This window comes from Parafannyhessea umbonata (assembly GCF_012844235.1).
Classification (GTDB): domain Bacteria; phylum Actinomycetota; class Coriobacteriia; order Coriobacteriales; family Atopobiaceae; genus Parafannyhessea.
In genome coordinates, this window is the sequence record NZ_JABAGR010000009.1 from 76031 (window position 1) to 99679 (window position 23649).

Sequence of the window (23649 nt, forward strand, 5' to 3'; positions counted from 1 at the left end):
CAGTAGGTAGGTTGCGGGCGGGCTGCCCGCCCGCAACCTGTGAACCCATTACCAAAAACTTCTAGTCCACCAAAGTGGCAACTAGTCCATATCGCTGTGACGACGCTTGTTCACGAAGTAAATCGCAACAACAGCCGCACCGCCGAGGATGGCGATGTAGGGAGCGTTGTTCAGCAGGACGCCGGTGTCGATATTTGTTTCGCTCTTGTCGTTCGTATACGTCTCGGTATCCTTGTCGTTAGCTGCGATGGTCTCAGTCTTATCGGACTTCTCAACGTTCGTCAGCGTATAGCCATCAGCGGCCTTGCCAGTTCCGTCCTCAGCAACAGCATCCTCGCCATTGAGTTCGGACACGTCGTAGGTAACGCCCGCAGGAAGATCGGTAATCACGATCGAGTCAGCATTCGCCAGGGACCCAGTAACGGTCGCTGTGCCATCCTTGAAAGTAATCGTCTTTTCCTCGGTACTTCCGGGCACCGTATAGTGGTACGTACCGTTAATTGCCTTGCCTTCGGGACCAGTAAGCTCAACCTTGAAGTCGAACTTCTTGTTCGTGTCACCAAGGTTACCAGTGATCTTCTTCGTGACGGTCAGCTTACCAGTGGAGTACTTAAGAGCAATGTCGCCGGTCTTATCGCCATCCTCAGATCCACGGTGGACGACCACCGTCCTCTCAAGACCATTTTCAGTCTGCTGCACGGTAACAGTCACGTAGAGCTTCTGGTCGTCATAGGTAACACCGGCATCATTGCTGACCGTATAGCTCGGCGTAAGCTCATACTTGTAAATGCCGACGGTTTCATAGGTCGGAAGCTTAATCGTGACTTCGCCGCTGGTAGTCTTGCTATCAACCGTCGCCCCCGTTACTTCGAGCGTGGGGAACTCAGTTTCGCTGTACTTGGAGGATCCCTCAACGCTCTTGTTCACAGAGATGTAGTTGAGCGTCTCGCTCGGACGCGTGCCCATACCCTCCTGCGTATAGGTCACGTTCACGGTTGCGGTTGCGGCATCCTCAGCCAGCGCCGGAGCAGCGGCACCCAGCATCATGGCAGCAGAGATTGCCGCGGCGGCCAGCCCCTTCGTAAGCTTTGCGTTCATGTGGTTCTCCCTCCAACGGTCTCCCAAATATGAAAGCGATGCAAATCGCCATTCATCAAACGTGCTGAGGCTCAGAACTTGCGCCTCCTGAGCAACCCGATCGTCACTCCCTCGACGTCGTTCGTGGGAATCGCGCCGAGCTTCCTGCTATCTGTAGCCTGGGTCCTAAAGTCACCCAGGACGAATATCTTTCCCTTCGGAACCAAGTAGGGAAACTTGACGGCCTTCTCCGCCTTCGTCTGGTAGATCTCGTTGGACTCTGGAGTGCCGTTCACGGTCACCTGTCCATCGTCCGTGAGGTCGACCACGTCCCCCTCCTTCGCCAGGACCCTCCCGACCAGCTCCTTGCCCCGGTATCTGTACACCACAACATCGTTCTGGTTGTACGAACCCTGAAGCCTCCATGTCAGAACCAGGTCCCCATCCTGCATAGCCGGATACATGTCGTTCCCACGCACCCTGTGCAAGCAGAACACGAACGAGAAGAGCAACCACAGCGCGGCGAGAAGAACAATCACCTTCCCAATGAGCGAAAGCCATCCTTCGCGATCTCTCGCCTTCGCCCAGCGGGCCTGAATCACTCCTTCCGCAAGCCCGCCCTTCTCGGTGACCCTAGGCATGCGGCCACCCCTTGATTCCCCTGGACTCGAGCAGCGCGTCATAACGTGCCCGCTCTGCTCTAAGGCAGGCGTCATACCGTCGGTTGAGCTCAGATATCTTCTTCCAGACGTCCTCCTCGCTTACGCCGCCAAACTTTACCCGCTTGAACGTCATGGCCTTGAGCCATGCGAGTAGTTCTTCCCGCTCCTCGCTGAGGGGCTCCGGCTGGGTAGCCCTCTCGGTCTGCGCTGGCATACCGTAGTCGGCTGCCGTAGGAGCCTTGGTGCGGTCGCGACCCGCCTTAGGTCTTTGGGTACCTCCCACGACGGGCACAACCGGATTCACGCTGGCCTTCTGCACGTAGGGCGCATCGGACCTCGAGTGTTTCCCCATGCCAAGCACCACTAGATTCCCAGGCTGTTCCGACGCTTGAGGACCATCCAGATCACTCCGGCAAGGCCGGCCCCGCCGAATACGGCTGCATAGGGAGCGCCGCTGCCAAGGTCGACGCCCACGTCCGGCGTAACGTCGCGCTTGTTGGTGTACGTGATGGTCGTGTCTTTCGTGATGCCATCGTTAGGTGAGCTGGCAGTGCGCTCTTTCGCATCGGTGGTTGCACCAGCGTCGGTAGTTGTACCAGTAGCGGTCGCCTTGATCGTGGTGATGTAGTCAACGGTGTCGTTCGTACCCTTCGGGTCGTTCTCGACCACCTTGTACGAAGCTCCGTAGGGAAGCTCGACCACAAGCTTCTGGCCATTCTTCAGCGTGAAGGAGCCATCGTTCCCAAGGCTCACACCGTCCGAAGTGCCGTCAGCCGCCTTGACGTTGGTGATTGCGTTTCCAGAAGCGTCCGTGAGCGTGAAGCTGAAGGCCTTCGAGGTGTCGCCGAAGTTGCCTGCGACCGACTTCGTGATGGTCAGCTTCGCGGTCTTGATGGTGTTAGTTATTGCCTGGTCGGCTTTTTGCGTAGTCAGCCCCTGCAGGGTCGCGCCTTTGTTGGGCAGCACTGCATCCCAACCTGCGGGCGCATCCTCTACTACGGAATACGTATGGCCCTGGGGACCTGCGGCAACGACAACATCTGCCGACCAGTTATTACTCGCATTGAGCGTCACGATCTTGTAGTCGGAGTACTTGTTATCCTGCTTGACCTTAACCTGCAGTTCGGATGGCAGGTTCACGTTGTCCCAACCATTCTTCACCCAGTTCTTCGAGACATGCAGGATGGATGTGGGAACAGTGACTGTTGGTGACGTTATCTCAATTGAATTTGAATCCGACACTGTTGGATCTTGACCGGTCGTGGTAATCACGGTGCTATACGACAGCGTCGCAGGGCCATTCGTAGGCACCTGATTGTCCTTCAGCTCGTCCCGGGCGGCTTCGTCGTATGCTTCCTGTTTCAGCGTGACCTCAAAGCTGACCGAGTAGGTCACATCCTTATCGAGCTTGAGACTGCCAAGGTTCCAGCTAACCTGACCATTGTCTTTGTCAAAGGATGCCTTGGGTGCATCTTCCCATGCCACGCCATTCTTCTGATACGTGAAGACCGGATCCGTGGCACCCTCTGGAAGTACGTAATCAACATAGCCAGACTTAGTGTCCGTAATCTCTACGTTCGTGTACGAAATGCCCGTTTTGATGGTCTTCACGATGTCGCTAAAGGCGCTTTGTAGTGCATCGCTATTAGAACCGTCAATGGCCTGCCCATTCGGCGAAGCGTTGGTCCTAGACGCAAATCTGTTCATGCTGTCAGCCGCGTCCAACCCCGTGTATATCGCGTAGAACCCCAGAACGTTACTCGGCCGGGCGTTCGCAGTATTGACCGCATCCGTCACGAACTGACTAATCGTATTGTCGGACTGGTTTTCGGTACCATTGCCGTAACGAGAGCCATTTTCATTCATGCTGTATGTGGGCCTACCGTCCGAGAGGAAGACTATGTAGGTAGGGGTGGAGGATTCCTCCTTGGCCTTGTCGTTTGCCTTTGCGAGTGCATCAGTCCAATTGGTGCCGCCCTCTGCTGTCAGCTTGTTGACACGCTCTTTGAAAGAGGCCAACTGTCCCCCGCCATAATATTCGCTGGGCGCATTGCCATTACCAGAGAAAGTCTCGAGCGAGATTTTGACGGTACTATCGTTGTCGGAGATGAGCTGGTCCGCAAGCCCATAGAGAGCGCTTTTAGCAACGTCGAGACGGGTTGTTTTACTTGAGAATAATTCATCTTCATCGTATTTGCGGCCATCAGAATCGTACCAGCCGTGACCGCCCAATAAATGCCACCTATACGAGACTGCATACCACTTGTAATTATTGCGCTGAACGTAGTACGTCTTGCTCTTGTCGGGGTTCGATACCTTATCGACGCCCTCGTTCATCGATCCCGACGTATCCAGAACCACGATGAGATTGGCGCTCGACTTGGACTCACTCGTGTCAGTGTTACCAGTGACACAGAGCGTGATATTGATCTTTCCGGTAGCGGGGTCGAGAGTGGCGGTCTTCGAGTATTCGGGGGCTCCAAGCGACACGTCGGCAAACGCCGGCACGGCGGCAAACAGCGCCACAGCCACGGCCGCAAGAGCCGAGATGGCAACCATCCCGAAGGACCTTCTGATAGCGCGCTCCCTGTCATGTCGGGAGGAGCCTCTGCCTCCCAGGCTCCCGCTTAACTTGCCCCTGTTGCTGCGTTTAATCATCATGAGCATCCCCGATTGGCCTTAGCTTGGTCGAACGCGTTGCTCGACCCCTGACTGCTTTTCATTCCGCATAAGGCAACCCTCAATACCAACTGAAATGTTGTGCCACTTTATTGGCATTTTTCGCGTTACCAAAATGCTTGCTAGCATAGTAATCGAACCCAAAGGGAGCCAAAGGGTCTCTGGTCCGAATACCTGAACGCAAGGTCCAAAAAGCCCAAGGTAATTGGTAGATTTATTGGTAACGCGCTGGCATGACTACCGCCGGAGCCCGTACTCGTGCGAAAGCGCACGGCCCGGAAAGCCAGCTGCGCGTTTATTAGATGTGCCAACTGATTGCATATTTTTGGAGGTTTTAGGCATGCGGTGTGACCTGTCCGAACGGTCCCTCGACTTGTTCGACGCCCTCTGGCATGGTGACCTGAACACCTACCTTGAACAGGCTGACGCTGGATTCTCGTTCGTGAGCCCCCTCACGAACACACACGAACCCGCACACGAGCAGTTGGAATCGTATTGCAAAAGAGTACGTAGTCTTCCCAAAATCCTCGACTATCGGGTGCTGCAGGTCCGTCGCATCTTCGAGACGGACGAGGTCTGCACCATCCTCCTGCTGGGAAACGCGCTCGATTCCTCCCGCGGGACGATCGGCTTTCGCTGCACCTTTGTCTGGCATATCCAGCCTGAGGAGCCCGGGCTCGTTCACATGCACTTCTCGCTCCCACTTGCCCCGCTGGACATGCCAATCGACAAGCTTCCCGTCAGCGTGCAAGCGCGAGAAAACCCGATCATCCTGCGCGACACGGATGGCCACTCGCACGTGGTGAACCGCGCCGAGGTCCTGTACCTGGAGAGCCGCCACCAGTACACCATTGTCCACCTGCCGCAGCGGCAGATCCGGGTGCGCGTCGCCCTCAGCGAGCTGTTGCGCGACTTTCCCGACTACTTTGTGCGCGTCCACCGCAGCTATGTCATCAACGTCCTGCACGTTGAGCAGATTTCGCGGCGAGAGATCCGCCTGGCGGGCAGCTCGCACATCCCCATACCGGAACGTCGCAGCAAGAGCGTTCGCGAGGAGGTTCTTGATGCGATAATCCGTGCGAGGCTCGTATCAGAGCGTGAAAATAGCACCCCCAAACGAAAGTAGACCGAGGCTAGAAGACGGGTCGAGGACGAAAGCGCCCCCGGCCCGCCTCCTTTTCCACCTGTCCGCACGCGCCCGGGCGGACAGGTGCGCCGGCGCTAGATGCGGCCGCTCTTCTCGGCCAGATCGCGCAAGTGATCCTGCGACGCGTCAATGGCCTCTTGGTCTGCCTGCCAGCTCCAGTTGCCCGTGGCGACGCCCGGCACGTTCATGCGGTGGTTCTCGTCCAGGCGAAAGACGTCTTGCAGCGTGACCATGGCGACGTCCGCGTTTGTGGAAAGGCACGCGTCCATCACGCGGTCCGCCTTGGCGACGGCCTCGTCGTGCAGGCGAACGACCTCCTCCTCGCTGGCGCCGGCGGCGGGCGTAAGGCCGTAGTGCTCGCGCACCCAGCCCAGGAGCGTGTTGGTGTCGTGCGTGGAGGTGTAGACCATCTTCTGCGTCGCGGGCACGTAGCTCTGGCTGGGGTCGCCCTGGTAGAACTGGGCGACGTCCATGCCCGGGAAGCCCGTGGCGCTCACGAGGGCGCGCACGGCAGGCGTGACGGTGCCAAGGTCCTCCGCCACGACGGGCAGCGGACCAAACTCCTGGTACGCACGCTTGAAGAGATCGATCCCCGGCCCGAAGTACCACGAGCCCTGGAGCGGGGTCTTGCCGTTGGGGATGCAGTAGTAGCTGCTGAAGCCGAGGAAGTGGTCGAGGCGGACGTAGTCGTACAGCTGGAACGCGCGCTTGAAGCGGCGCATCCACCAGCGGTAGCCGTCCGCACGCATGACGTCCCAGCGGTACGTGGGGTTGCCCCAGAGCTGGCCGTCGGCGGAGAAGCTGTCGGGCGGGCAGCCCGCCTGGCCCGCGGGGTAGCCGTCTGCGCCCACCGCGAAGTACTTGCGCTCCGCCCAGACGTCGGAGGAGTCCGCGCTCACGTACATGGGCATGTCGCCGATGATCTTGACGCCGTGGGCGTTGGCGTAGGCGCGCACCTCGCCCCACTGGCGCATGAACTCGAACTGCACGGCGCACTCGCGGCGCACGTCCGCGGCAAGCTCCTTGCTGTGGGCGAGCCTGTCGCTGTACTCGCGATAGCGCTTGGGCCACTCCTGCCAGCTCTTCTCGCCCATGCGGCGCTTGATGGCGCGGAACGTTGCGTACGGGATGAGCCACTCCTCGTTCTCTTGCAGGAAGTCGCGGTACTCGCGCGTGCCCTCGAAGTCCGCGGAGAACGCGGTGCCGCCCTCCTCATCGTAGCCCCACATGAGCGCGACGTTGCCCGCGAACGCAGAGAGCCCCGCGTACGGGGAGCCGAAGTGGTCCGTGGGGTTGACGGGCAGGACCTGCCAGTAGCGCTGGCCGCCCGCCGCGAGGTAGTCGATGAAGCGGTACGCGGGGTCTCCCAGCGTACCCGGTTTGCCGGGGCGCCCGGGGTTGGGAAGCGACGTGACGTGGCACACCACGCCCATGCCGCGCTCCATGGGCTTCTGCAGGCGCTGCCTCTTGTGCAGGTTGAGGACGGCCGTGCCGAGCGGCCACAGGAACACGCGGGCGCTGCCGTCCGCGACCTCGGGCTCCTTGCCGGAGACCACGTCGTCCACCTCGAGGCCGTCCAGCGGGATCGTGACGGTGTGGTCTACGTCGAGGCTCGCGTTCACGAGCACGCACACCTTGGACTCTGCGTCCTCGCGCCAGAAGCTGAAGACGTCGCGGCCGACCGCGAACGGGCGGTAGGTGCCGTCCGTGAACACGGGGAGCGACTTCCGGATGGCGACGGCGTTGCGATAGATGTCGAAGCAGTCCTTGTTCTCGCGGCCCCACGGGTAGGCGGCGCGGTTGTACGGGTCGCCGTAGCCCTGGAGACCGGCCTCGTCGCCGTAGTAGATGCTTGGGACGCCGGGCAGCGTCATCTGCAGCAGGGCCGCGACCCACAGGCGGCTGACGGCGAGGTTGGTGTGGTCCCTGTCCAGGCGGAACGCGTAGCGCTGGTAGTCGCCAAGGGAGTCCGGCTCCGGCGAGTTACCCAGTATGGTGAGGAGCCTGATGCGGTCGTGGCTACCCAGGAGGTTGAGCTCGCCCGCGAACGCCTCCGGCGGGTAGTTCTCCATGAGGGACTGCGTGACGCGGCAGACCTCCGCGGCCTCCACGCGGTTGGTGAGGAAGTCGAGAAGGACCTTGCGCAGCGGGTAGTTCATGGTGCCGTCGAGCTCGGAGCCCCAGAAGTAGTGGCGGAGGCGGTCGTAGGCGAACTTGTTGGTCGCGTCCTCCCAGACCTCGCCGATCACGACGGCATCGGGCTTCTCGGCCAGGGCCGCCGCCTTGATCTCTGAGATGAAGTCGTCGGAGAGCTCGTCGGCCACGTCGAGACGCCAGCCGCGCGCGCCGAGGCGCAGCCACTTGCGGATGACGCCGTCGTGGCCGCAGATGAGCTCGCGGAAGTCTGGGCTGTCCTCGTTCACGTCTGGCAGGTCGTCGACGCCCCACCAGCTCTTGTAGCTGCCGTCCCCGTTGAAGTCGAACCAGGTGTCGTACGCGGAGGCGCCGGGCTGGGCCGCGCCCTCCGTGCCGTAGTTGCCGTACTTGTTGAAGTAGAGGGAGTCCGCGCCGACGTGGTTGAACACGCCATCGAGGATGATGGAGATGCCGCGGGAAGAGGCGTCCTGGCACAGCGCCTTGAAGTCGTCCTCCGTGCCGAGCATGGGATCGATCCTGAGGTAGTTCGCCGTGTCGTAGCGGTGGTTGGACGCCGCCTCGAAGATGGGGTTGAGGTAGATGACCGTGATGCCGAGCGCCTCGAGGTACGGGAGCTTCTCGCGGATGCCGTTAAGCGTGCCGCCGTAGAAGTCCCAGTTTGCGATGCGGCCGTCCTGGGTCTTGTCGTAGCGCGGGTACGTGAACCAGTCGTCCACGAACCTCATGCCGGGGCCGGCGTTGTGGGGCTTCTTGAACGCGGCCTCCACGCTCTTCTCCCAGCCCTTGCCGCGATAGAAGCGGTCCGGGAAGATCTGGTAGACGATGCCGTTTCTGTACCAGTCCGGCTGCTCCTTGCGCTCGTTGCGGTACACGGTGATCTGGAACGAGGGTGGCTCGCCGAACGCGAAGGCGCCCTCGCCGCAGCCGTGCTCGCGCGCGGCGCCGTAGCGCCAGACGGCGCCGTCCGCCGCGACGATCTGGAACGAGTACCAGATGACCTCGGGCTCCTCCGGCTCGATCGTGACGCCGAAGCGCACGGGGACGTCGTCCCCGAACTGGGCGGCCTCTTCCTCGCCGAGGGGGATGCGGTCCATGTCCAGGATCTTCTCGCCCTTGTCGTCTATCCACATGCGAAGCCTAGCCACCGCAGATGGCTCGTCCCAGACGTCGATGTACAAGGAAACGGCGCCGCCAGCGATGGCGGCGCCGAACGGGTTCCTGTACTGGCTGTCTGAGGTGTTATGCCTAGCCCTCAAAGCCGTACCCTCTTCTGTTCTGCTTAACGACCAATCTCTGGGTGCAGCGAGTAGTACATGTCCATGTACGCACCTGCCGCTCGACCCCAGCTGAAGTCGGTCTCCATTGCCTGCCTTTGTAGCTTAATCCATGCGTCCTTATCCGTCCAGAACACTTCGCAGGCATCAAGCACGCAGTTGGCCATCTCGTCCGCATTCATGTTCGTGAATCTAAAGCCCGTGCCCTCGCCGGTGTACTTGTTGTACGCGACGACGCTGTCCTGCAGGCCGCCGGTCTCGCGGACGACGGGGAGCGTGCCGTAGCGCATGGCGATCATCTGCGACAGGCCGCACGGCTCGAACTCCGACGGCATGAGCAGGATGTCGCCGCCGGCGTACATGCGGTGGCTGAGCGCGTTGTCGAAGGCGATGCGCGCGACCATCTGGTCGCCGTACGTCCAGTCGAAGTACTTGAACGCGTCCTCCTGGTCCTTGTCGCCCGTGCCGAGGATCGCCACCTGCGTGCCGCGCTCCATCAGGTGGTTCATGGCATAGCGCACGAGGCCGAGGCCCTTCTGGTTCGTGAGGCGCCCGATCATGACGATGAGCGGGCGGGTCGGGTCCTCCGCAAGGCCGAGCTCGCGTTGGAGGGCGGCCTTGTCCTGGGCCTTGCGGTCCAGGGAGTCCTCGTCGTAGTTGCACTCGATGAGCTTGTCCGTCGCGGGGTTCCACAGATCGACGTCGATGCCGTTCAGGATGCCGCGCAGCTGGGAGGAGCGGCGGCGGAAGATGTCGTCGAGGCCCTCGCCGTAGAACGGCATCTGGAGCTCGTTGGCGTAGCTCGGGCTGACCGTCGTGATGACGTCGGAGTAGCAGAGCGCGCCCTTCATGTAGTCGATGGTGCCGTAGCCGTTGTAGAGCTGGCTCGACGCCGTCGGGTTGTCCGCAAGGCCGAGGACGTCCTCGAGGACCTTGTCGTTGTACTGGCCCTGGAACTTGACGTTGTGGACCGTGAACACGGTCTTCACGTGGCGGCACGCCTCGGAGCTCTGGTAGAACTCGCGCAGGAACACCGTGGCGAGGGCGGTCTGCCAGTCGTTGCAGTGAAGGACGTCGCACTGGAGCTCGGGCAGCTTCTCGATGGCCTCGCAGATCGCCTTCGAGAAGAACGCGAAGCGCTCGCCGTCGTCGTAGTAGCCGTAGATGCCGTCGCGCTTGAAGTAGGCCTCGTTGTCTACGAAGTAGAAGTCGACACCCTGGTAGGTGAGCTTCTCGATGCCGCAGTAGACGCTACGCCACGCAAGGGGAACGTAGAAGTCTGCTACGTGGGTCATCTGCTCCTGGTACTCCTCTGGAATCGAGGCGTACTTCGGGAGGATGACGGAGCATTCCGCCCCTGCGGCATTAAGTGAGCGGGGCAGCGAACCAGCGACGTCACCCAGGCCGCCCGTCTTGACGAACGGGACGGCCTCCGTGGCGGCGAACAGGATCTTTATCTTGCGTGTGACCTGATCACTCATGGGCTAAATCCCTACTCTACCGATGCCTTTTCCTTGATGAACGGGGCCTCGGGCGTTCCCTTGAGCTCGGTGCCGGCGGGGACGACGTTGTCGCGGTCGACGATCGCGTTCTCGACGCGCGCGCCGGTCTTGATCACGCACGACTGCATCACGATGGAGTTGTTGACGATGGCACCCGTCTCCACCACGACGTTGCGGCCGAGGATGGAGTTGGACACGGTGCCCTTGATGCGGCAGCTGCCGGAGACGCGGCTGTTGCTCACGCGGGAGCCGGTCTCGAACTTCGCGGGCGCGTTGTCGTGGGCCTTCGTCTTGATCGTGCGTCCGGCGGGGAACAGCTCGGCGGAAATCTTCGGGTCGAGCATGTCCATGTTGGACTTGAAGTAGTTGTCCTTGTTGAAGATCGGCGCGACGTAGCCCTCGAAGTCGTACGTCTGGACGTTCACGCGCTCGTAGTCTGCCGCCATGGCCTCGAAGAGGTCGAGGTAGTCGGTCTGCTCGTACCAGTTGAGCAGCTGGAGCAGGAACTCGCGGCCGATGACGAAGCAGTCGAGGAACGAGACCTCGCCGCGCTCGACACCGTGCTTGATGCCGTGGACGCGCGTGCCGTCGACGGAAAGTCCGGTGACGTCGGCGTCCTTGCCCTTCGCGGGCTGCGTGACGACGGTGATGTCCGCGCCGGAGGCCTTGTGGGCCTCGATGAGCTTGTCGTAGTCCATGTTGTAGACGAAGCTCGCGGAGGAGAGAATCACGTGCTCGGCGTCGCTGCGCTTCAGGAAGACCTTGTTGTACTCGAGGTCGCGAAGCAGGAAGCGGGAGCCGGTGCGGGAGGTGCCGAACGCGGAGCCGGGCAGGATGAACAGGCCGCCCTTCTTGCGGTTCAGGTCCCAGTCACGGCCGGAGCCGATGTGGTCGATGAGCGAGCGGTAGTTGTACGGCATGATCATGCCGACGGTGCGGATGCCGGCGTTGACCATGTTGGAGAGCGCGAAGTCGACGACGCGGTAGCGGCCGAGGTAGGGCAGGGACGCGACCGGGCGCGTCTCGGAGAGGACGCTCGGATACTTTGTGGAGTAGTTGGCGGTAATGACACCCAGGAGCTTTTCCATCTCTACTCCGCCTCCTTTGCAACGACTGCGTCATTTCCAATGACGGCGATATCAACGGACTGGTCAGAGCTGCCGAGGGTCGCCTCCGCCTCGACGACGGAGTTCTCGCCGAGGATGGCGCGGACGACGTGCGCACCGGCCTTGACCTCCGAGCCCGGCAGGAGCACGGAGTCCTGTACGACGGCACCCTCGCCGACGACGGCTCCGGTGGAGACGATGGAGTGCACGGCCTTGCCGTAGATGCTGCTGCCGTTGCCGACGAGGCAGTCGTCCACGGTGGCGTCGGGGCCAACGTACGCGGGCGGCATGGCGCCGGCGTTGCTCATGATGGGGGCCTCGGTGTCGAACAGGTCGAAGTCGGGCTTCGTGCCCAGCAGATCCATGCTCGTCTCGTGGTAGCTGGCGATGGTGCCGACGTCACGCCAGAAGCCGTTGTACTCGTAGGTGTACAGGCGCTTGCCTGCGGCGAGGAGCTTCGGGATGATGTCCTTGCCGAAGTCGTGCTCGGAGTTCTCGTCCTCGGCGTCCTCCTCCAGCGTCTTGACCAGGAGGTCGGCGTTGAAGATGTAGATGCCCATGGACGCGAGGTTCGAGTCGGGCTCCGCGGGCTTCTCGGTGAACTTGAGGATCTTCTCGTCCTCGTCGGTCGTCAGGATGCCGAAGCGGGACGCCTCCTCCCAGGGCACGGGCATGACCGCGATGGTCAGGTCCGCGTTGTGGCGCTTGTGGTTGTCGAGCATCTTCTGGTAGTCCATGTTGTACAGCTGGTCACCAGAGAGGATGAGGACGTACTCGGGGTCGTTCTGCTTGATGAATCCGAGGTTCTGCGTCACGGCGTCAGCGGTGCCCGCGTACCACGCGCCGCCGGTCTGGGTGGCGTACGGCGGGAGGATGAACAGGCCTCCCTCGCTCTCGTCCAGGTTCCAGGCGCTGCCGGAGCCCAGGTAGTTGTGCAGGAGATACGGCCTGTACTGAGTCAGGACGCCAACGGTGTCGATGCCGGAGTTGGCGCAGTTGGACAGCGCAAAGTCGATTATGCGATACTTCCCGCCGAACGAGACGGCGGGCTTGGCGACTTCCTTCGTGAGGACGCCGAGCCTGCTGCCCTGGCCGCCGGCAAGAAGCATTGCAATGCATTCCCTCTTGCTCATTGAACTTCTCCCCTCTCGAGCTTCACATCCCTATGTACCGGAGCCCCCTCGCCCCGATCATTACCTATGCATCAATATGCCAAATGTCGTGGGCATATTCGCGAATGGTTCGGTCGCTGGAGAAATATCCCGACCTGGCCGTGTTGTGGACTGCGGCGCGGTTCCACCTTGCGCGGTCGCCGTAGGCCTGGGTCAGCTCCTCCCACGCGTCCACGTACGAATAGAAGTCCTTCAGCACGAGGTCGTGGTCGTTGCCGACCATGAGCTCGTCGTAGATGCTGTCGAAGTTGCCGGACAGGCGCGCGAACGTGCCGTCCTTCAGCTGGTTCACGATGCGGCCCAGACGGTCCGGGTCCTTCTTGAGAAGGTCGTACGCCCAGTAGTTGCCGCTCGCGCGGAGCGCGTCCACCTCCTCGGTCCTCAGGCCGAAGATCTTGATGTTCTCCTCGCCCACGAGCTTCGCGATCTCGACGTTCGCGCCGTCGTAGGTGCCGAGCGTGATGGCGCCGTTCATCATGAGCTTCATGTTCGAGGTGCCGGACGCCTCGGAGCCCGCCCACGAGATCTGCTCGGAGATTTCTGCCGCCGGGTAGATGAGCTGTGCGCTCGAGACGGCGAAGTTGGGCACGAACGCGACACGGATGACGTCGTTCACGCGCTTGTCGTTGTTGATGACGTCCGCGACGGAGTTGATGAGACGGATGACCTCCTTGGCGAAGGTGTAGCTCTGCGCCGCCTTGCCAGAGAAGATGAACGCCGTCGGGCGCGGCTTGAAGGACGGGTCGGCAAGCAGCCTGTTGTAGATGTCCAGGATCTTGAACACGTTCAGCAGCTGGCGCTTGTACGCGTGGAAGCGCTTGACCTGGACGTCGAACACCATGTTGGTGTCGAGGACCGTGCCCGTCGTCTCCTTGATGTAGTCCGCGAGGCGCTGCTTGTCCCACTCCTTCGCCTTCTCGAACTGCTCCAGGAACGAGGGGTCGTCCTCGTACTTCTCGAGCTCGGACAGCTTGTTCGCGTCACCGAGCCAGCCCTCGCCCAGCACGTCGCACACGAGCTTCGCGTACTTGGGGTTCGCGTTGCCGAGGAAGCGGCGGTGCGAGATGCCGTTCGTCTTGTTGTTGAACTTCTCGGGCGTCAGCTTGTAGAAGTCGTGCAGCGTCGTCGCCTCGAGAATGCCGGTGTGCAGCGCGGAGACGCCGTTGACGGAGTTCGCGAAGATGACGGAGAGGTTCGCCATGCGAATCTGGCCGTCCCACAGGATGGCGGTGTTCTTGAACTCCTCCTGCCAGTTGGGATCGGTGTGCGGGAAGCTCTCGCGGTAGCGGCGGTCGATCTCCTCGATGAACATGTAGGTGCGGGGAAGCAGGTCGCGGAACGCGCTGATGGGCCACTTCTCCAGCGCCTCGGGCATGATCGTGTGGTTGGTGTACGAGATGGTCTCCTGCGCGATCTTGAACGCGAGGTCGAAGTCGACGCCGTGCTCGTCCACCAGGAGCCTCATGAGCTCAGGGCCGCACATGGCGGGGTGGGTGTCGTTCGTGTGGATGGAGACGTGCTTGCCGAGGTCCTCCCAGTTGTCGTCCCCGTACTTCTTCAGGTAGTCGCGCAGGATCGTCTGTAGGCCCGCGGAGACGAACAGGTACTCCTGCTTCAGCCTGAGCAGGCGGCCGTGCTCGCCGGCGTCGTTCGGGTACAGGATCTGCGAGATCGCCTCGACGTCGGAGCGGAACTTCATGGCCTTCGCGTAGTCGCCGGCGTTGAACGCGTCGAGGTCGAAGTTCTCCTCGGCGGGCTCGGCGCTCCACAGGCGCAGGTTGTTGACCTTCTTTGCGCCATAGCCGACGATGGGCACGTCGTACGGGACGGCCTTCACGAGCTCGCCGCCCTCCTGCGTGAACCAGTAGCGGCCGTTCTCCTCGTGGCGCACGACCTGGCCGCCGAAGCGGATGAGGACTGAGCTCTCGTTCCTGCGGGTCTCCCACGGGAAGCCGTGCTCGAGCCAGTTGTCCATCTTCTCGACCTGACGGCCGCCCTCGATGGCCTGCTTGAACAGGCCGTAGCGATAGCGCATGCCGTTGCCGTTGCCGTTGATGCCAAGCGCGGCCATGGAGTCGAGGAAGCACGCGGCCAGACGGCCGAGGCCACCGTTGCCGAGGCCGGGGTCGCTCTCGTAGCGCTCGATGTCGTCGAGCCGCATGTCGAGGTCCTTGCACGCGGCCTTCACGATGTCGCGGATGCCAAAGTTCAGCAGGTAGTTGTCAAGCAGGGGACCAAGCAGGAACTCGATGGAGAAGTAGTACACGGTCTTCTCGCCCTTGTCGTTTGCCTGCTTGAGGCTGTTGCCCCTGAGCGCCTTCGCCTTGTCCGCGATGAGGCTCGCCATGGCGTAGTAGCGCTCCTGCGGACCTAGCTCCTCATGGGGCTTGGAGAACTCGCGCTCGCACGCCAGGCGGTACTGCCTGATGAAGTCGTCCTTGTCGGTGAAGATCTTGGGCCAGCTCTGTTCAGTCATGTCAGTCCTTAGAACGATTTTTGACGGGACCCCGCGACGGCGGTCCTGTCCTACCCCTGCGGACGCGTCCGTGCGCGCCCGGCTCGCTTGCCCTGTCGGCTATTCCGACTTCGTGGCGCCGGTTCTTCTCGCCTTCGCGTTTCCGTCTTTGCTCGCAGGCGACGAAGGCGCCTTGGACTTGCCAGCCACCTTAGTGTTACCAGTTTTTGCGGCCGAGGTCTTGCGCGAGGGCGCCTTTTTTGCCGCCGCCTTGGCGCCGGTTGAAGCCTTCGTTACCTTTGAGGCGGCTTTGGTGGCGGACTTTGCCGAGGTAGACGCCTTGGAGGTTGTCTTGGGGGCAGCCTTGGGGGCCACCTTGCGGGTGCGCTTCTTGGGCAGGGGACCCACGTAGCGCAGGATCGTGCCGCCCAGCGGCGGTATGCGAAGCTCGATGGACTGCTCCTGGCGGTTCCACGGCTCCTCGTCGGTCTTGAACCTCACGCCCTTGTTCGTGACGCCCGAGCCGCCGTACTCCTCGTCGTCGGAGTTGAAGACCTCCTCGTAGACGCCCGGCCGCGGCACGCCCAGCCTGAAGTCCTCGTGGGGGTTCACCTCGAAGTTGATCACGACCACGAGGTCGTCCTTCTCATCGTCGCCATGGCGCGCGAACGAGATTATGCACTGGTCGGCGTTGTCCGCGTCGATCCAGTCGAAGCCCTCCGGCGAGTACGAGTCCTGCCACAGCGCGGGCTGGACCTTATACAGCGCGTTCAGGGCCGCGATGTAGTGCTGCTGGTGGGCGTGGCTCTCGTACTCCTCCGTCAGGAAGTATTGGATGCCCTCGTAGTAGCGCCACTCGATGAACTGGCCGATCTCGTTGCCCATGAAGTTGAGCTTGCCGCCCGCGTGCGTCATCTGGTACAGCGCGAGGGCGCGCATGCCCGCGAACTGGCGCCAGTAGTCGCCCGGCATCCTGGTGATGAGCGAGCACTTGCCGTGCACCACCTCGTCGTGGCTGAGCGGCAGGATGAAGTTCTCGTTGAACTGGTACATGGTCGAGAAGGTCAGGAGCTTGTGGTTGCCGGGGCGGTACGGGAAGTCGGTCTGCATGTAGTGCAGCGTGTCGTTCATCCAGCCCATGTCCCACTTGAAGTGGAATCCCAGGCCGCCGTCGGACGTGGGGTACGTCACGAGCGGCCACGCCGTGGACTCCTCCGCGATCATCATGACGTCCGGGTGGTACTTGCCCATGGTGTCGTTGCACGTGCGGATGAAGTCGATGGAAGCGTCGTCCTCCTCCGTCCCGCGCGAGTTGAACTTCTTCTGGCCGGGGTCTTCGATGCCGAAGTTGAGGTACAGCATGGACGTGACGCCGTCCATGCGGATGCCGTCGGCGTGGTACTCGCTCACCCAGTACAGCAGGTTGGACGTGAGGAAGTTGCGGACCTCGTTTCTGGTGAAGTCGAACTTGAACGTGCCCCAGTTGGGGTGCTCCTCCTTCTCGTACAGCTTGTCGCCGTTGAAGTGCACCAGGCCCTGCTCGTCGCGGCAGAAGCCGCCGGGCACCCAGTCCAGGATCACGCCGATGCCTGCCTGGTGGCACGCGTCCACGAAGTGCTTGAACTGCGTGGGCTTGCCGTAGCGGCTGGTGGGCGCGAAGTAGCCCGTGATCTGGTAGCCCCACGAGCCGTCGAACGGGTGCTCCATCACGGGCAGGACCTCTATGTGCGAGTAGCCCATCTTCTTCACGTAATCGACCAGCTCGACGGAGAGCTCGTCGTACGTGAGGTAGCTGCCGGAGTGGTCGTCGGAATCGGGGTCGCCGTTTCCGGCCAGGCCGTCCGAGTGGCGCTTCCAGCTGCCCAGGTGACACTCGAAGACGTTGAGCGGCCGCTTGAAGAAGTCCTGCTTCGAGCGGGAGGCCATGTACTTCTCGTCCTGCCACTCATAGCCAGAGAGGTCCGCGGTGCGCGACGCCGTACCCGGGGGGCACTCGGCGTAGAACGCGTACGGGTCAGCCTTGTACAGCAGGTCGCCGTGGGCGGTCTCGATCAGGTACTTGTACAGCTGGCCCTCCGTGGCGCCCGGCACGAAGCCGTACCACACGCCGCCGGTGGGCGTGCACTCGAGGTAGGTGGCCTCCGTGTCCCAGTCGTTGAAGTCGCCGATCACGCGGACGCTCTTGACGTCAGGCGCCCACACGGCGAACCAGTAGCCCTCGACGCCGTCCTTGTTGCAGGGGTGCGCGCCCAGCTTCTCGTAGCTGCGGTACCACACGCCCTTGCCCATAAGGTACAGGTCGTCTTTGGTAAGAAGGTAGTTGGCTATAGGCGCGCTCATGCGACCATCCTCCGGCTTCGTCACGACTAGGGTGGGTGGCGTGCCACACAATCACCACCGCAACTACACATTCTATGTAAACGGGCAAGGCTTTGCGGCCATGACTTCGCGGTCGGCCGCAAACGGGCCGCGCGCGAACGGCTCGCGGCGGGCATAGCGCAATGCGCGCACGAAGCGCTGGCAAGAGGGTACGAACGCCGCCGACGGGGCGGTCGGGGCGGTCGTCCGGACACAAAAGCGGGTATCATGTGCCACTAACGGCAAGTTTGGGCCCCGCTCGGCGCGCCCGCGCGCACGCCGGCGGGGCGTGACAAGGCAGGTGAGAAGATCGTGCCACGAGAGTCGAAGGCGTCGCGCCGGCAGCGCGGCATCGAGTTTTGCGCCCGCATGCACGAGCGCTACCCCGGCGTGCAGAGCGCGCTTGACTACCACGACCCGTTTACGCTGGTGGTGTGCGTAATGCTTTCCGCCCAGACCACGGACGCCGGCGTGAACCGCGTGACGCCGGAGCTGTTTCGCCGCTGGCCCACGCCCGAGGCCATGGCGCAGGCCGATCCCGCCGAGGTGGGCGAGGTCATCCACAGCATTGGCTTCTGGCGCGCGAAGGCCGCACACTGCGTGGAGCTGTCGCAGATGATCGTGAGCGACTTTGGCGGCGAGGTGCCGCGCACGATGGAGGAGCTGTGCCGCCTGCCGGGCGTGGGCCGCAAGACCGCGAACATCGTGCTGAACAAGGCGTTTGGCATATGCGAGGGCATCGCGGTCGACACGCACGTGTTCCGCATCGCCACGCGCATGGGCTTTACGCGTGCGAGCACTCCCGCAGCAGCGGAGAAGGACCTGCTTGACCTGCTGCCGCACGAGCTCTGGACCTACGTGAACGAGGAGTGGATACACTTTGGCCGCGACACGTGCACGGCGCAGCGGCCGAAGTGCGAGGGCTGCCCGTGCGCGGACATCTGCCCGTCTGCATTCAAGGCGACGCGCCCGGCAAGGCGCGGGTCTGCGAAGGGCGCGGGAAGGGCTAGCTCGAAGGGCGCCGGCGCGGGGCGCGGCAAGGGTGGCGCCGGCGAGGCGCGCGGACGCAAGGCAAGCGAGAGGAGCTCGTGATGTCGGACCTTGGCAGGCACTTCTGCACCTGTGGCGACACGCGCTGCCCATGCAACCCCAACAACCCCGCGAACCTGGCGAGGGGCGGCTTTGGCTGCGACGCGTGCATACGCAAGAACCTTGCACTGGGCGAGGTTCCCACGTGCATGTTCAAGGCCCTGGGCGACACGGACGGCTGGGACGACTGGTCCGTGGAGGGGTTCGCGCGCTTTGTGCGGCTGCACCCGCGCAGCGACGACGTGCGCCGCGACACGGCGGCCCGGGCGAAGGCCTTTGACGAGGCGCACAAGGCGTAGGGTCCGGGGACGGGCGGAGCCGGCGGGTGGCGCGCGGCCAAGCCGCGCGGCTGCGGCATTGCCGGGCCCATGGCGGTGACGCGGGCGAGGCGGCGGCCCTTCTCGCCCGGCGCCTTGCGCGGGCCCGTAGGGCACCGGCCATGTGGCGAAAGACAGCTGCAAGATGCGAAGGGGGACGGCGCCTTTTGACGGGCGTCGTCCCCCTTGCGGAGCGTGGTTGTAGTGCGGCCCGAGTCGCGGGACCGCGATTGGCGGCGAGGCGCTGGCATGGCCGCCGGTTGCCGGCCCTAGGCCCTGGCGATGGCCTGGTCGAGGTCGGCAATGATGTCGTCCACGTCCTCGATGCCGACGGAGAGGCGGATGAGGTCCTCGCTGAGGTGCGCCTCCTTGAGCTGCTCGGGCGTGAGCTGGGAGTGCGTGGTCGAGGCGGGGTGGATGATGAGGGACTTGGCGTCGCCCACGTTGGCGAGGTGGGTGAAGAGCTTGACGTTGTTGACCACGTTCAGGCCACCCTCGCGGCCGCTCTTGAGGCCGAAGACCACGACGCCGCCGAAGCCGTGCTTGAGGATGCGGGACGCGACCTCGTGCGAGGGGTCGTCCTCGAGTCCGGAGTAGCGGACCCACGCGACCTTGGGGTTATCCTTCAGCCACCTTGCGACGGCGAGCGCGTTGTCGGAGTGGCGCTGGACGCGCAGGGAGAGGGTCTCGAGGCCGATGCCGATGAGCTGCGCCGCGTACGGGGAGAGCGTCGGGCCGAAATCGCGCAGCTTGTTGGCGAGGACGCGCGTGGAGAACGGCGCGGCGGGAGCGGCGTCCGCGAAGACGACGCCGTGATAGGAGGGGTCGGGCTTCGCGATGGTCGGGAACTTGTCCGCCTGGGCCTTCCAGTCGTACTTGCCCGTGTCGATCACGGCGCCGCCGAGCGTTGCGCCGTGGCCGCCGATCCACTTGGTGAGGGACTCGATTACGACGGCCGCGCCGTCCTCGGCGGGACGATAGAGGTAGGGCGTCGCGAAGGTGTTGTCGACGAAGACGGGCACCGGGGACGGCAGGGAGTTTGCAGCCTGGACCAGCGCCGGGACGTCCGCGACGTCGACGAGCGGGTTGCCGATGGTCTCGACGTACCAGAGCTTCGTGTTCTCCTTCGTGGCGGCGACGAACGCGTCGATGTCGTTGTTCTCGACGAAGGTGGTCTCGACGCCGAGGTCGCCGAGGGTGTGTAGGAAGATGTTCCATGTGCCGCCGTACAGCGAGTCGGACGCGACGATGTGGTCGCCGGCGCCGACGAGGTTGGTGAGGGCGAGGATCTCTGCCGCGTGGCCGGATGCGACGGCGACGGCACCGGTACCACCCTCGACCGCGGCCACGCGGGCGGCGACGGCGTCGGTGGTGGTGTTGGTCAGGCGGCCGTAGACGTTGCCCGGCTTGGTGAGGGCGAACTTTGCGGCGCCGTCGGCGGCATCATCGAACTGGAACGCCGCGGAGGCGTAGATCGGGAGCGCCGCGGAGCCGGTGGTGGGATCGGGAGCCCAGCCGGCGTGGACCTGCAGGGTGTCGAAGTGCTTCTCGGGGTCGGACGCGAAGGTGGGATCGAGCTCGAATGCCATGACGTTCTCCTTTGCGAGTGGCGCCGCGTGCGCCTTGTGTTTTGGATGCGATAACGCTGCCTTGCCGTCGCCCGGTCCTCGTCTGCGTGGTTGCAGCTTCCTGAGGCCGGGCTAGGGCATTAACGTGCTCGTGGGTGATATGTCAGTTCTCGTTTTCATCGTGAGCACATCATAGGGCACCTGTTGGTACTCGCAAGGATTTTCATGTGAGATTGCAGCTGATTTGACCGTTTTCGCAGGTAGATGCCATCTGTCAGTATCAGTTTAATTGTTATCGGTAAAATCGATAACATTGTTGACGTGCGACGAAGCGTTTTAGGGCTGACGGCATTTGTGCGTGTAGGTCGCTATGCGAGAATGCGGCCGACGGCACGCCCGCGGACGCGCTTGCGGCGATGCCAAATCGCATAACGCGATATGCGAAGGACTCCGAACCGTGCTCAACTGGGCAAACGCAAAATAATGCTTGTCGCATAACGCGATATGCGATTTGGCCGCGTGGACGGGCGGCGGCAAGCGCCACGTCACGGAATGAAGCACGGCCACGCAGCACGAACGCCGTCCGCGGCGGCACGCACCCGCAGCAGCCTCGTCCGCGGCAGCGCGCCCGCGCCCGCCCCGCGCCCCGCGGCACAAAGAGCGCCCCGCACGTCGGTGGCGTGCGGGGCGCGGGTCGCTCATGCTGCCGTACGGGCGGCGCGGGACGCTAGTAGTTGATCGCCAGCTCCTCGAAGTAGCTCTGCGGGTGGTTGCAGACGGGGCAGACCTTCGGCGCGGTCTCGCCCACGTGGATGTGGCCGCAGTTCAGGCACTTCCAGACCTTGACGCCCTCGCGCTGGAACACCTCGCCCTTCTCGACGCGCTCGACGAGCTTGTTGTAGCGCTCCTCGTGGTGCTTCTCGACCTCGCCGACCATGCGGAACTTGGCGGCGATCTCCTTGAAGCCCTCGGCATCCGCAGTCTCGGCAAAGCCCTTGTACATGTCAGTCCACTCGTAGTTCTCGCCCGCGGCAGCGTCCTTCAGGTTGGTCAGGGTATCGGGAACGTCGCCGTCGTGCAGGTACTTGAACCAGAGCTTCGCGTGCTCGCGCTCGTTGCCCGAGGTCTCGGTAAAGATGTTCGAGATCTGGACGTATCCCTCCTTCTTGGCCTTGCTGGCGTAGTAGGAGTACTTGTTCGTCGCCTGGCTCTCGCCGGCGAACGCGGCCTCGAGGTTCTTCTTCGTCTGGGAGTTCTCAAAATCGACTGCCATGTACGGTCTCCTCTCGCAGCGGGACGAGCCCCCTGCCCGCCCCATGCCTTCGAAACACCTCACATGATATGACCTAGGCCGACCAATTGCCACCAATTTTGTGACAAAATCCCTCGGCCTCGAGCTCTTCCAGCAGAGCGGCCACGTCACGTGCGGATATTTTCCTTCTACCCGCTTCCGCCTCGATCGCAGACAGTTCTTCGGTAATCGTCACAAGGTCCACGCCACGCCGGCCGGCGGAGCGGTGCCCCAGCAGCAGCCGCACCAGCTCCGCGCGCTTCTGCCGGTGGGACCCCTCGAACCTTGACTGTCTCACGTGCGACTTCGAGCGCCTGGACGGGTTGGGCAGCGTCTTCTTGAGGTAGGCGCCGTAGTCGAGAAGGGCGTAGTACCACGTCCTCGGATCGTCCTGCGGGTCAGAGTCGTCGGCGGGGCAGCTGGCCTCCACCAGCGGCACCAGGTCCTTGTCCGGCACCGCCACGGCATCGGGATAGAGCTCGTGCAGAAAGACGGAGCGCACGTTGGTCTCGAGGTACACGCCGGGCAGGTCGTACGCAAACGCGCGGATGCCGGCCGCCGTGGCCGGGCCTATGCCGGGCAGCGCCACAAGCTCGCGCGCCTCAATCGGCATGGCGCCGCCCGCGGCGCTCACGATGCCCGCTGCCCTCCACAGCGCAAGCGCCCTGCGATTGTAGCCCATGCCCTGCCACTCCTCAAGCACGTCCGCAGCGTCCGCCGCCGCAAGGGCGTCCACGCTGGGAAAGCGCTCGCACCAGCGCTGCCAGCGCCCGTCCACGCGCGTCACCTGGGTCTGCTGGAGCATGACCTCGGATATCCATATCTGGTACGGGTCGCGCGTCCTTCTCCACGGAAGGTCGCGGTACAGCTCGCGGCCGCGCTCGAGCACCTTCTGCCTAAACTCCGGCGGCACCTGCGCGAGAGCCTTGGGCTCAGCGGACGGCGTCGGGCTCGCGGGGCCGGCGGCGTGCGCCGACGTCGGCGTGGCGTCGCTCATGGCGGCACCTACCGCGCGCTGGGCACGTCCGGCACCTGCGGCGCCGGGCCCAGCACCTCGAAGCCGCTTTCGGGCGTCAGCGCGGGATGCTTGTGCTCGCAGACCACCTCGTACAGGCTGATGGAGTCGAAGTAGCGCGTCAGGATGCGCTCCGCCTCGCACCAGACGGGGTTGAAGTGGCACTCCGGGCGAAAGGGGCACGCGCCGCCCTCCGGGCCGGCCGTTCCGCACGTGGCCACGAACACGGGGCCCTGGATCGCCTCGATCACCTGGCGCATGGTCACCTCGTGCGGGTCCAGGCACAGGCGCATGCCGCCGTGGGCGCCGCGCGTGCTCTCGATGATGCCCGCGGACACCAGGTCGTGCTGGATGGAGCGCGCGAACGAGTACGGGATGCCGTTCTTCTCGGCCGCGGCGCGGACGGACACCACGCTGTCGCTCCTTACGAGCTCGGCGAGCATGCGCAGCGAGTAGTCTGTCTTCCTGGAGATGTCCACGTTCCGACCCTTCGTGCTGTGTCCCCTGTGTCGGCCGTGCCCGTGCGGCGCGCCGGCTTAGTCCACCATTGCGGCAGCATTTTGTGATTGTAGCCCATTGACGCCTCACGCGCCGCCGCACGCGTCGCGCTGCGCCCCCCGCAAGCTCGTGGCAAGGCAACCGCAAGCCCGCCGCACAAGAAAGGGGCCCCGGTTGCCCGGGACCCCTCTGCGGTCAAGATGGCGGGATATGCGGGACTCGAACCCGCGACCTCCGACGTGACAGGCCGGCGCTCTAACCAGCTGAGCTAATACCCCGTGC

Annotated in this window: 17 protein-coding genes and 1 tRNA gene; 3 read left to right on the top strand and 15 right to left on the bottom strand. The window is 63.3% G+C overall.

The features are described from left to right. Positions 1–81: 81 nt before the first annotated feature. The 4 genes from HF885_RS09080 to HF885_RS09095 all read right to left on the bottom strand — a co-directional run bounded on the left by HF885_RS09080 (position 82) and on the right by HF885_RS09095 (position 4298). A complete protein-coding gene (locus HF885_RS09080) occupies positions 82–1098 on the bottom strand; it encodes a DUF7601 domain-containing protein (RefSeq protein WP_170104613.1) in 1017 nt (338 codons plus the stop codon). Positions 1099–1169: 71 nt separating this feature from the next. Beyond that, a complete protein-coding gene (lepB, locus tag HF885_RS09085) occupies positions 1170–1718 on the bottom strand; it encodes a signal peptidase I (RefSeq protein WP_170104614.1) in 549 nt (182 codons plus the stop codon). Next, complete coding sequence (locus HF885_RS09090) at positions 1711–2043, bottom strand: hypothetical protein (RefSeq protein ID WP_206109882.1); 333 nt, start codon at positions 2041–2043, stop codon at positions 1711–1713. The genes lepB and HF885_RS09090 overlap by 8 nt, the downstream gene beginning before the upstream one ends. A gap of 59 nt (positions 2044–2102) precedes the next feature. Further along, positions 2103–4298: a DUF7601 domain-containing protein gene (locus HF885_RS09095; RefSeq protein WP_170104616.1), complete on the bottom strand. Its 2196-nt coding sequence runs from the start codon at positions 4296–4298 to the stop codon at positions 2103–2105. A 460-nt stretch (positions 4299–4758) separates the two neighbouring features. On the opposite strand from HF885_RS09095, the gene HF885_RS09100 reads away from it, so the two are divergent. After that, positions 4759–5544 carry a LytR/AlgR family response regulator transcription factor gene (locus HF885_RS09100; RefSeq protein ID WP_206109883.1) on the top strand — a complete coding sequence of 262 codons (786 nt, stop codon included), beginning with the start codon at positions 4759–4761 and terminating at the stop codon, positions 5542–5544. Positions 5545–5639: 95 nt separating this feature from the next. Here HF885_RS09100 and HF885_RS09105 read toward each other — a convergent pair whose 3' ends face one another. The 6 genes from HF885_RS09105 to glgB form a co-directional block, all read right to left on the bottom strand. Beyond that, a complete protein-coding gene (locus tag HF885_RS09105; protein ID WP_170104618.1) occupies positions 5640–8978 on the bottom strand; it encodes a 4-alpha-glucanotransferase in 3339 nt (1112 codons plus the stop codon). Between the two features lie 23 nt (positions 8979–9001). Further along, complete coding sequence (gene glgA, locus HF885_RS09110) at positions 9002–10477, bottom strand: glycogen synthase GlgA (protein WP_170104619.1); 1476 nt, start codon at positions 10475–10477, stop codon at positions 9002–9004. An 11-nt stretch (positions 10478–10488) separates the two neighbouring features. After that, the gene (gene glgD, locus HF885_RS09115; RefSeq protein ID WP_170104620.1) at positions 10489–11586 is read right to left on the bottom strand and encodes a glucose-1-phosphate adenylyltransferase subunit GlgD; all 1098 of its coding nucleotides are present in this window, start codon (positions 11584–11586) and stop codon (positions 10489–10491) included. A 2-nt stretch (positions 11587–11588) separates the two neighbouring features. Beyond that, a complete protein-coding gene (locus HF885_RS09120; RefSeq protein ID WP_170104621.1) occupies positions 11589–12737 on the bottom strand; it encodes a glucose-1-phosphate adenylyltransferase in 1149 nt (382 codons plus the stop codon). 64 nt (positions 12738–12801) lie between these two features. After that, complete coding sequence (locus HF885_RS09125) at positions 12802–15252, bottom strand: glycogen/starch/alpha-glucan phosphorylase (protein ID WP_170104622.1); 2451 nt, start codon at positions 15250–15252, stop codon at positions 12802–12804. Positions 15253–15351: 99 nt separating this feature from the next. Further along, on the bottom strand, positions 15352–17571 hold the full coding sequence (gene glgB, locus HF885_RS09130; protein WP_170104623.1) for a 1,4-alpha-glucan branching protein GlgB: 2220 nt from the start codon (positions 17569–17571) through the stop codon (positions 15352–15354). A gap of 330 nt (positions 17572–17901) precedes the next feature. Between glgB and nth the strand changes: the two genes are divergently transcribed. Then, positions 17902–18681, top strand: a complete 780-nt coding sequence (gene nth, locus HF885_RS09135; RefSeq protein ID WP_170104624.1) for an endonuclease III — start codon at positions 17902–17904, stop codon at positions 18679–18681. Further along, positions 18681–18977 (top strand): DUF6485 family protein, encoded by a 297-nt coding sequence (locus HF885_RS09140; protein ID WP_206109884.1) that lies wholly within the window; start codon positions 18681–18683, stop codon positions 18975–18977. The genes nth and HF885_RS09140 overlap by 1 nt, the downstream gene beginning before the upstream one ends. A gap of 287 nt (positions 18978–19264) precedes the next feature. Here HF885_RS09140 and HF885_RS09145 read toward each other — a convergent pair whose 3' ends face one another. From HF885_RS09145 to HF885_RS09165, 5 genes are all read right to left on the bottom strand, one after another. Beyond that, positions 19265–20584, bottom strand: a complete 1320-nt coding sequence (locus tag HF885_RS09145; protein ID WP_170104625.1) for an O-acetylhomoserine aminocarboxypropyltransferase/cysteine synthase family protein — start codon at positions 20582–20584, stop codon at positions 19265–19267. A gap of 706 nt (positions 20585–21290) precedes the next feature. Then, complete coding sequence (rbr, locus tag HF885_RS09150; protein WP_170104626.1) at positions 21291–21836, bottom strand: rubrerythrin; 546 nt, start codon at positions 21834–21836, stop codon at positions 21291–21293. Positions 21837–21909: 73 nt separating this feature from the next. Next, on the bottom strand, positions 21910–22851 hold the full coding sequence (locus tag HF885_RS09155) for an adenine glycosylase (protein ID WP_170104627.1): 942 nt from the start codon (positions 22849–22851) through the stop codon (positions 21910–21912). Positions 22852–22859: 8 nt separating this feature from the next. Continuing rightward, a complete protein-coding gene (locus HF885_RS09160; RefSeq protein WP_170104628.1) occupies positions 22860–23348 on the bottom strand; it encodes an RrF2 family transcriptional regulator in 489 nt (162 codons plus the stop codon). Between the two features lie 220 nt (positions 23349–23568). Further along, positions 23569–23645 (bottom strand) — tRNA-Asp (locus HF885_RS09165). Positions 23646–23649: the final 4 nt, after the last annotated feature.

What these genes read in the sequence shown, in the direction of transcription:
- HF885_RS09120 (WP_170104621.1), bottom strand. Translation starts at nt 12,737, where the DNA reads ATGAGCAAGAGGGAATGCATTGCAATGCTTCTTGCCGGCGGCCAGGGC.
- lepB (WP_170104614.1), bottom strand. Translation starts at nt 1,718, where the DNA reads ATGCCTAGGGTCACCGAGAAGGGCGGGCTTGCGGAAGGAGTGATTCAG.
- glgB (WP_170104623.1), bottom strand. Translation starts at nt 17,571, where the DNA reads ATGAGCGCGCCTATAGCCAACTACCTTCTTACCAAAGACGACCTGTAC.
- glgD (WP_170104620.1), bottom strand. Translation starts at nt 11,586, where the DNA reads ATGGAAAAGCTCCTGGGTGTCATTACCGCCAACTACTCCACAAAGTAT.
- HF885_RS09125 (WP_170104622.1), bottom strand. Translation starts at nt 15,252, where the DNA reads ATGACTGAACAGAGCTGGCCCAAGATCTTCACCGACAAGGACGACTTC.
- HF885_RS09145 (WP_170104625.1), bottom strand. Translation starts at nt 20,584, where the DNA reads ATGGCATTCGAGCTCGATCCCACCTTCGCGTCCGACCCCGAGAAGCAC.
- HF885_RS09140 (WP_206109884.1), top strand. Translation starts at nt 18,681, where the DNA reads ATGTCGGACCTTGGCAGGCACTTCTGCACCTGTGGCGACACGCGCTGC.
- HF885_RS09155 (WP_170104627.1), bottom strand. Translation starts at nt 22,851, where the DNA reads ATGAGCGACGCCACGCCGACGTCGGCGCACGCCGCCGGCCCCGCGAGC.
- glgA (WP_170104619.1), bottom strand. Translation starts at nt 10,477, where the DNA reads ATGAGTGATCAGGTCACACGCAAGATAAAGATCCTGTTCGCCGCCACG.
- HF885_RS09100 (WP_206109883.1), top strand. Translation starts at nt 4,759, where the DNA reads ATGCGGTGTGACCTGTCCGAACGGTCCCTCGACTTGTTCGACGCCCTC.
- HF885_RS09095 (WP_170104616.1), bottom strand. Translation starts at nt 4,298, where the DNA reads ATGGTTGCCATCTCGGCTCTTGCGGCCGTGGCTGTGGCGCTGTTTGCC.
- HF885_RS09080 (WP_170104613.1), bottom strand. Translation starts at nt 1,098, where the DNA reads ATGAACGCAAAGCTTACGAAGGGGCTGGCCGCCGCGGCAATCTCTGCT.
- rbr (WP_170104626.1), bottom strand. Translation starts at nt 21,836, where the DNA reads ATGGCAGTCGATTTTGAGAACTCCCAGACGAAGAAGAACCTCGAGGCC.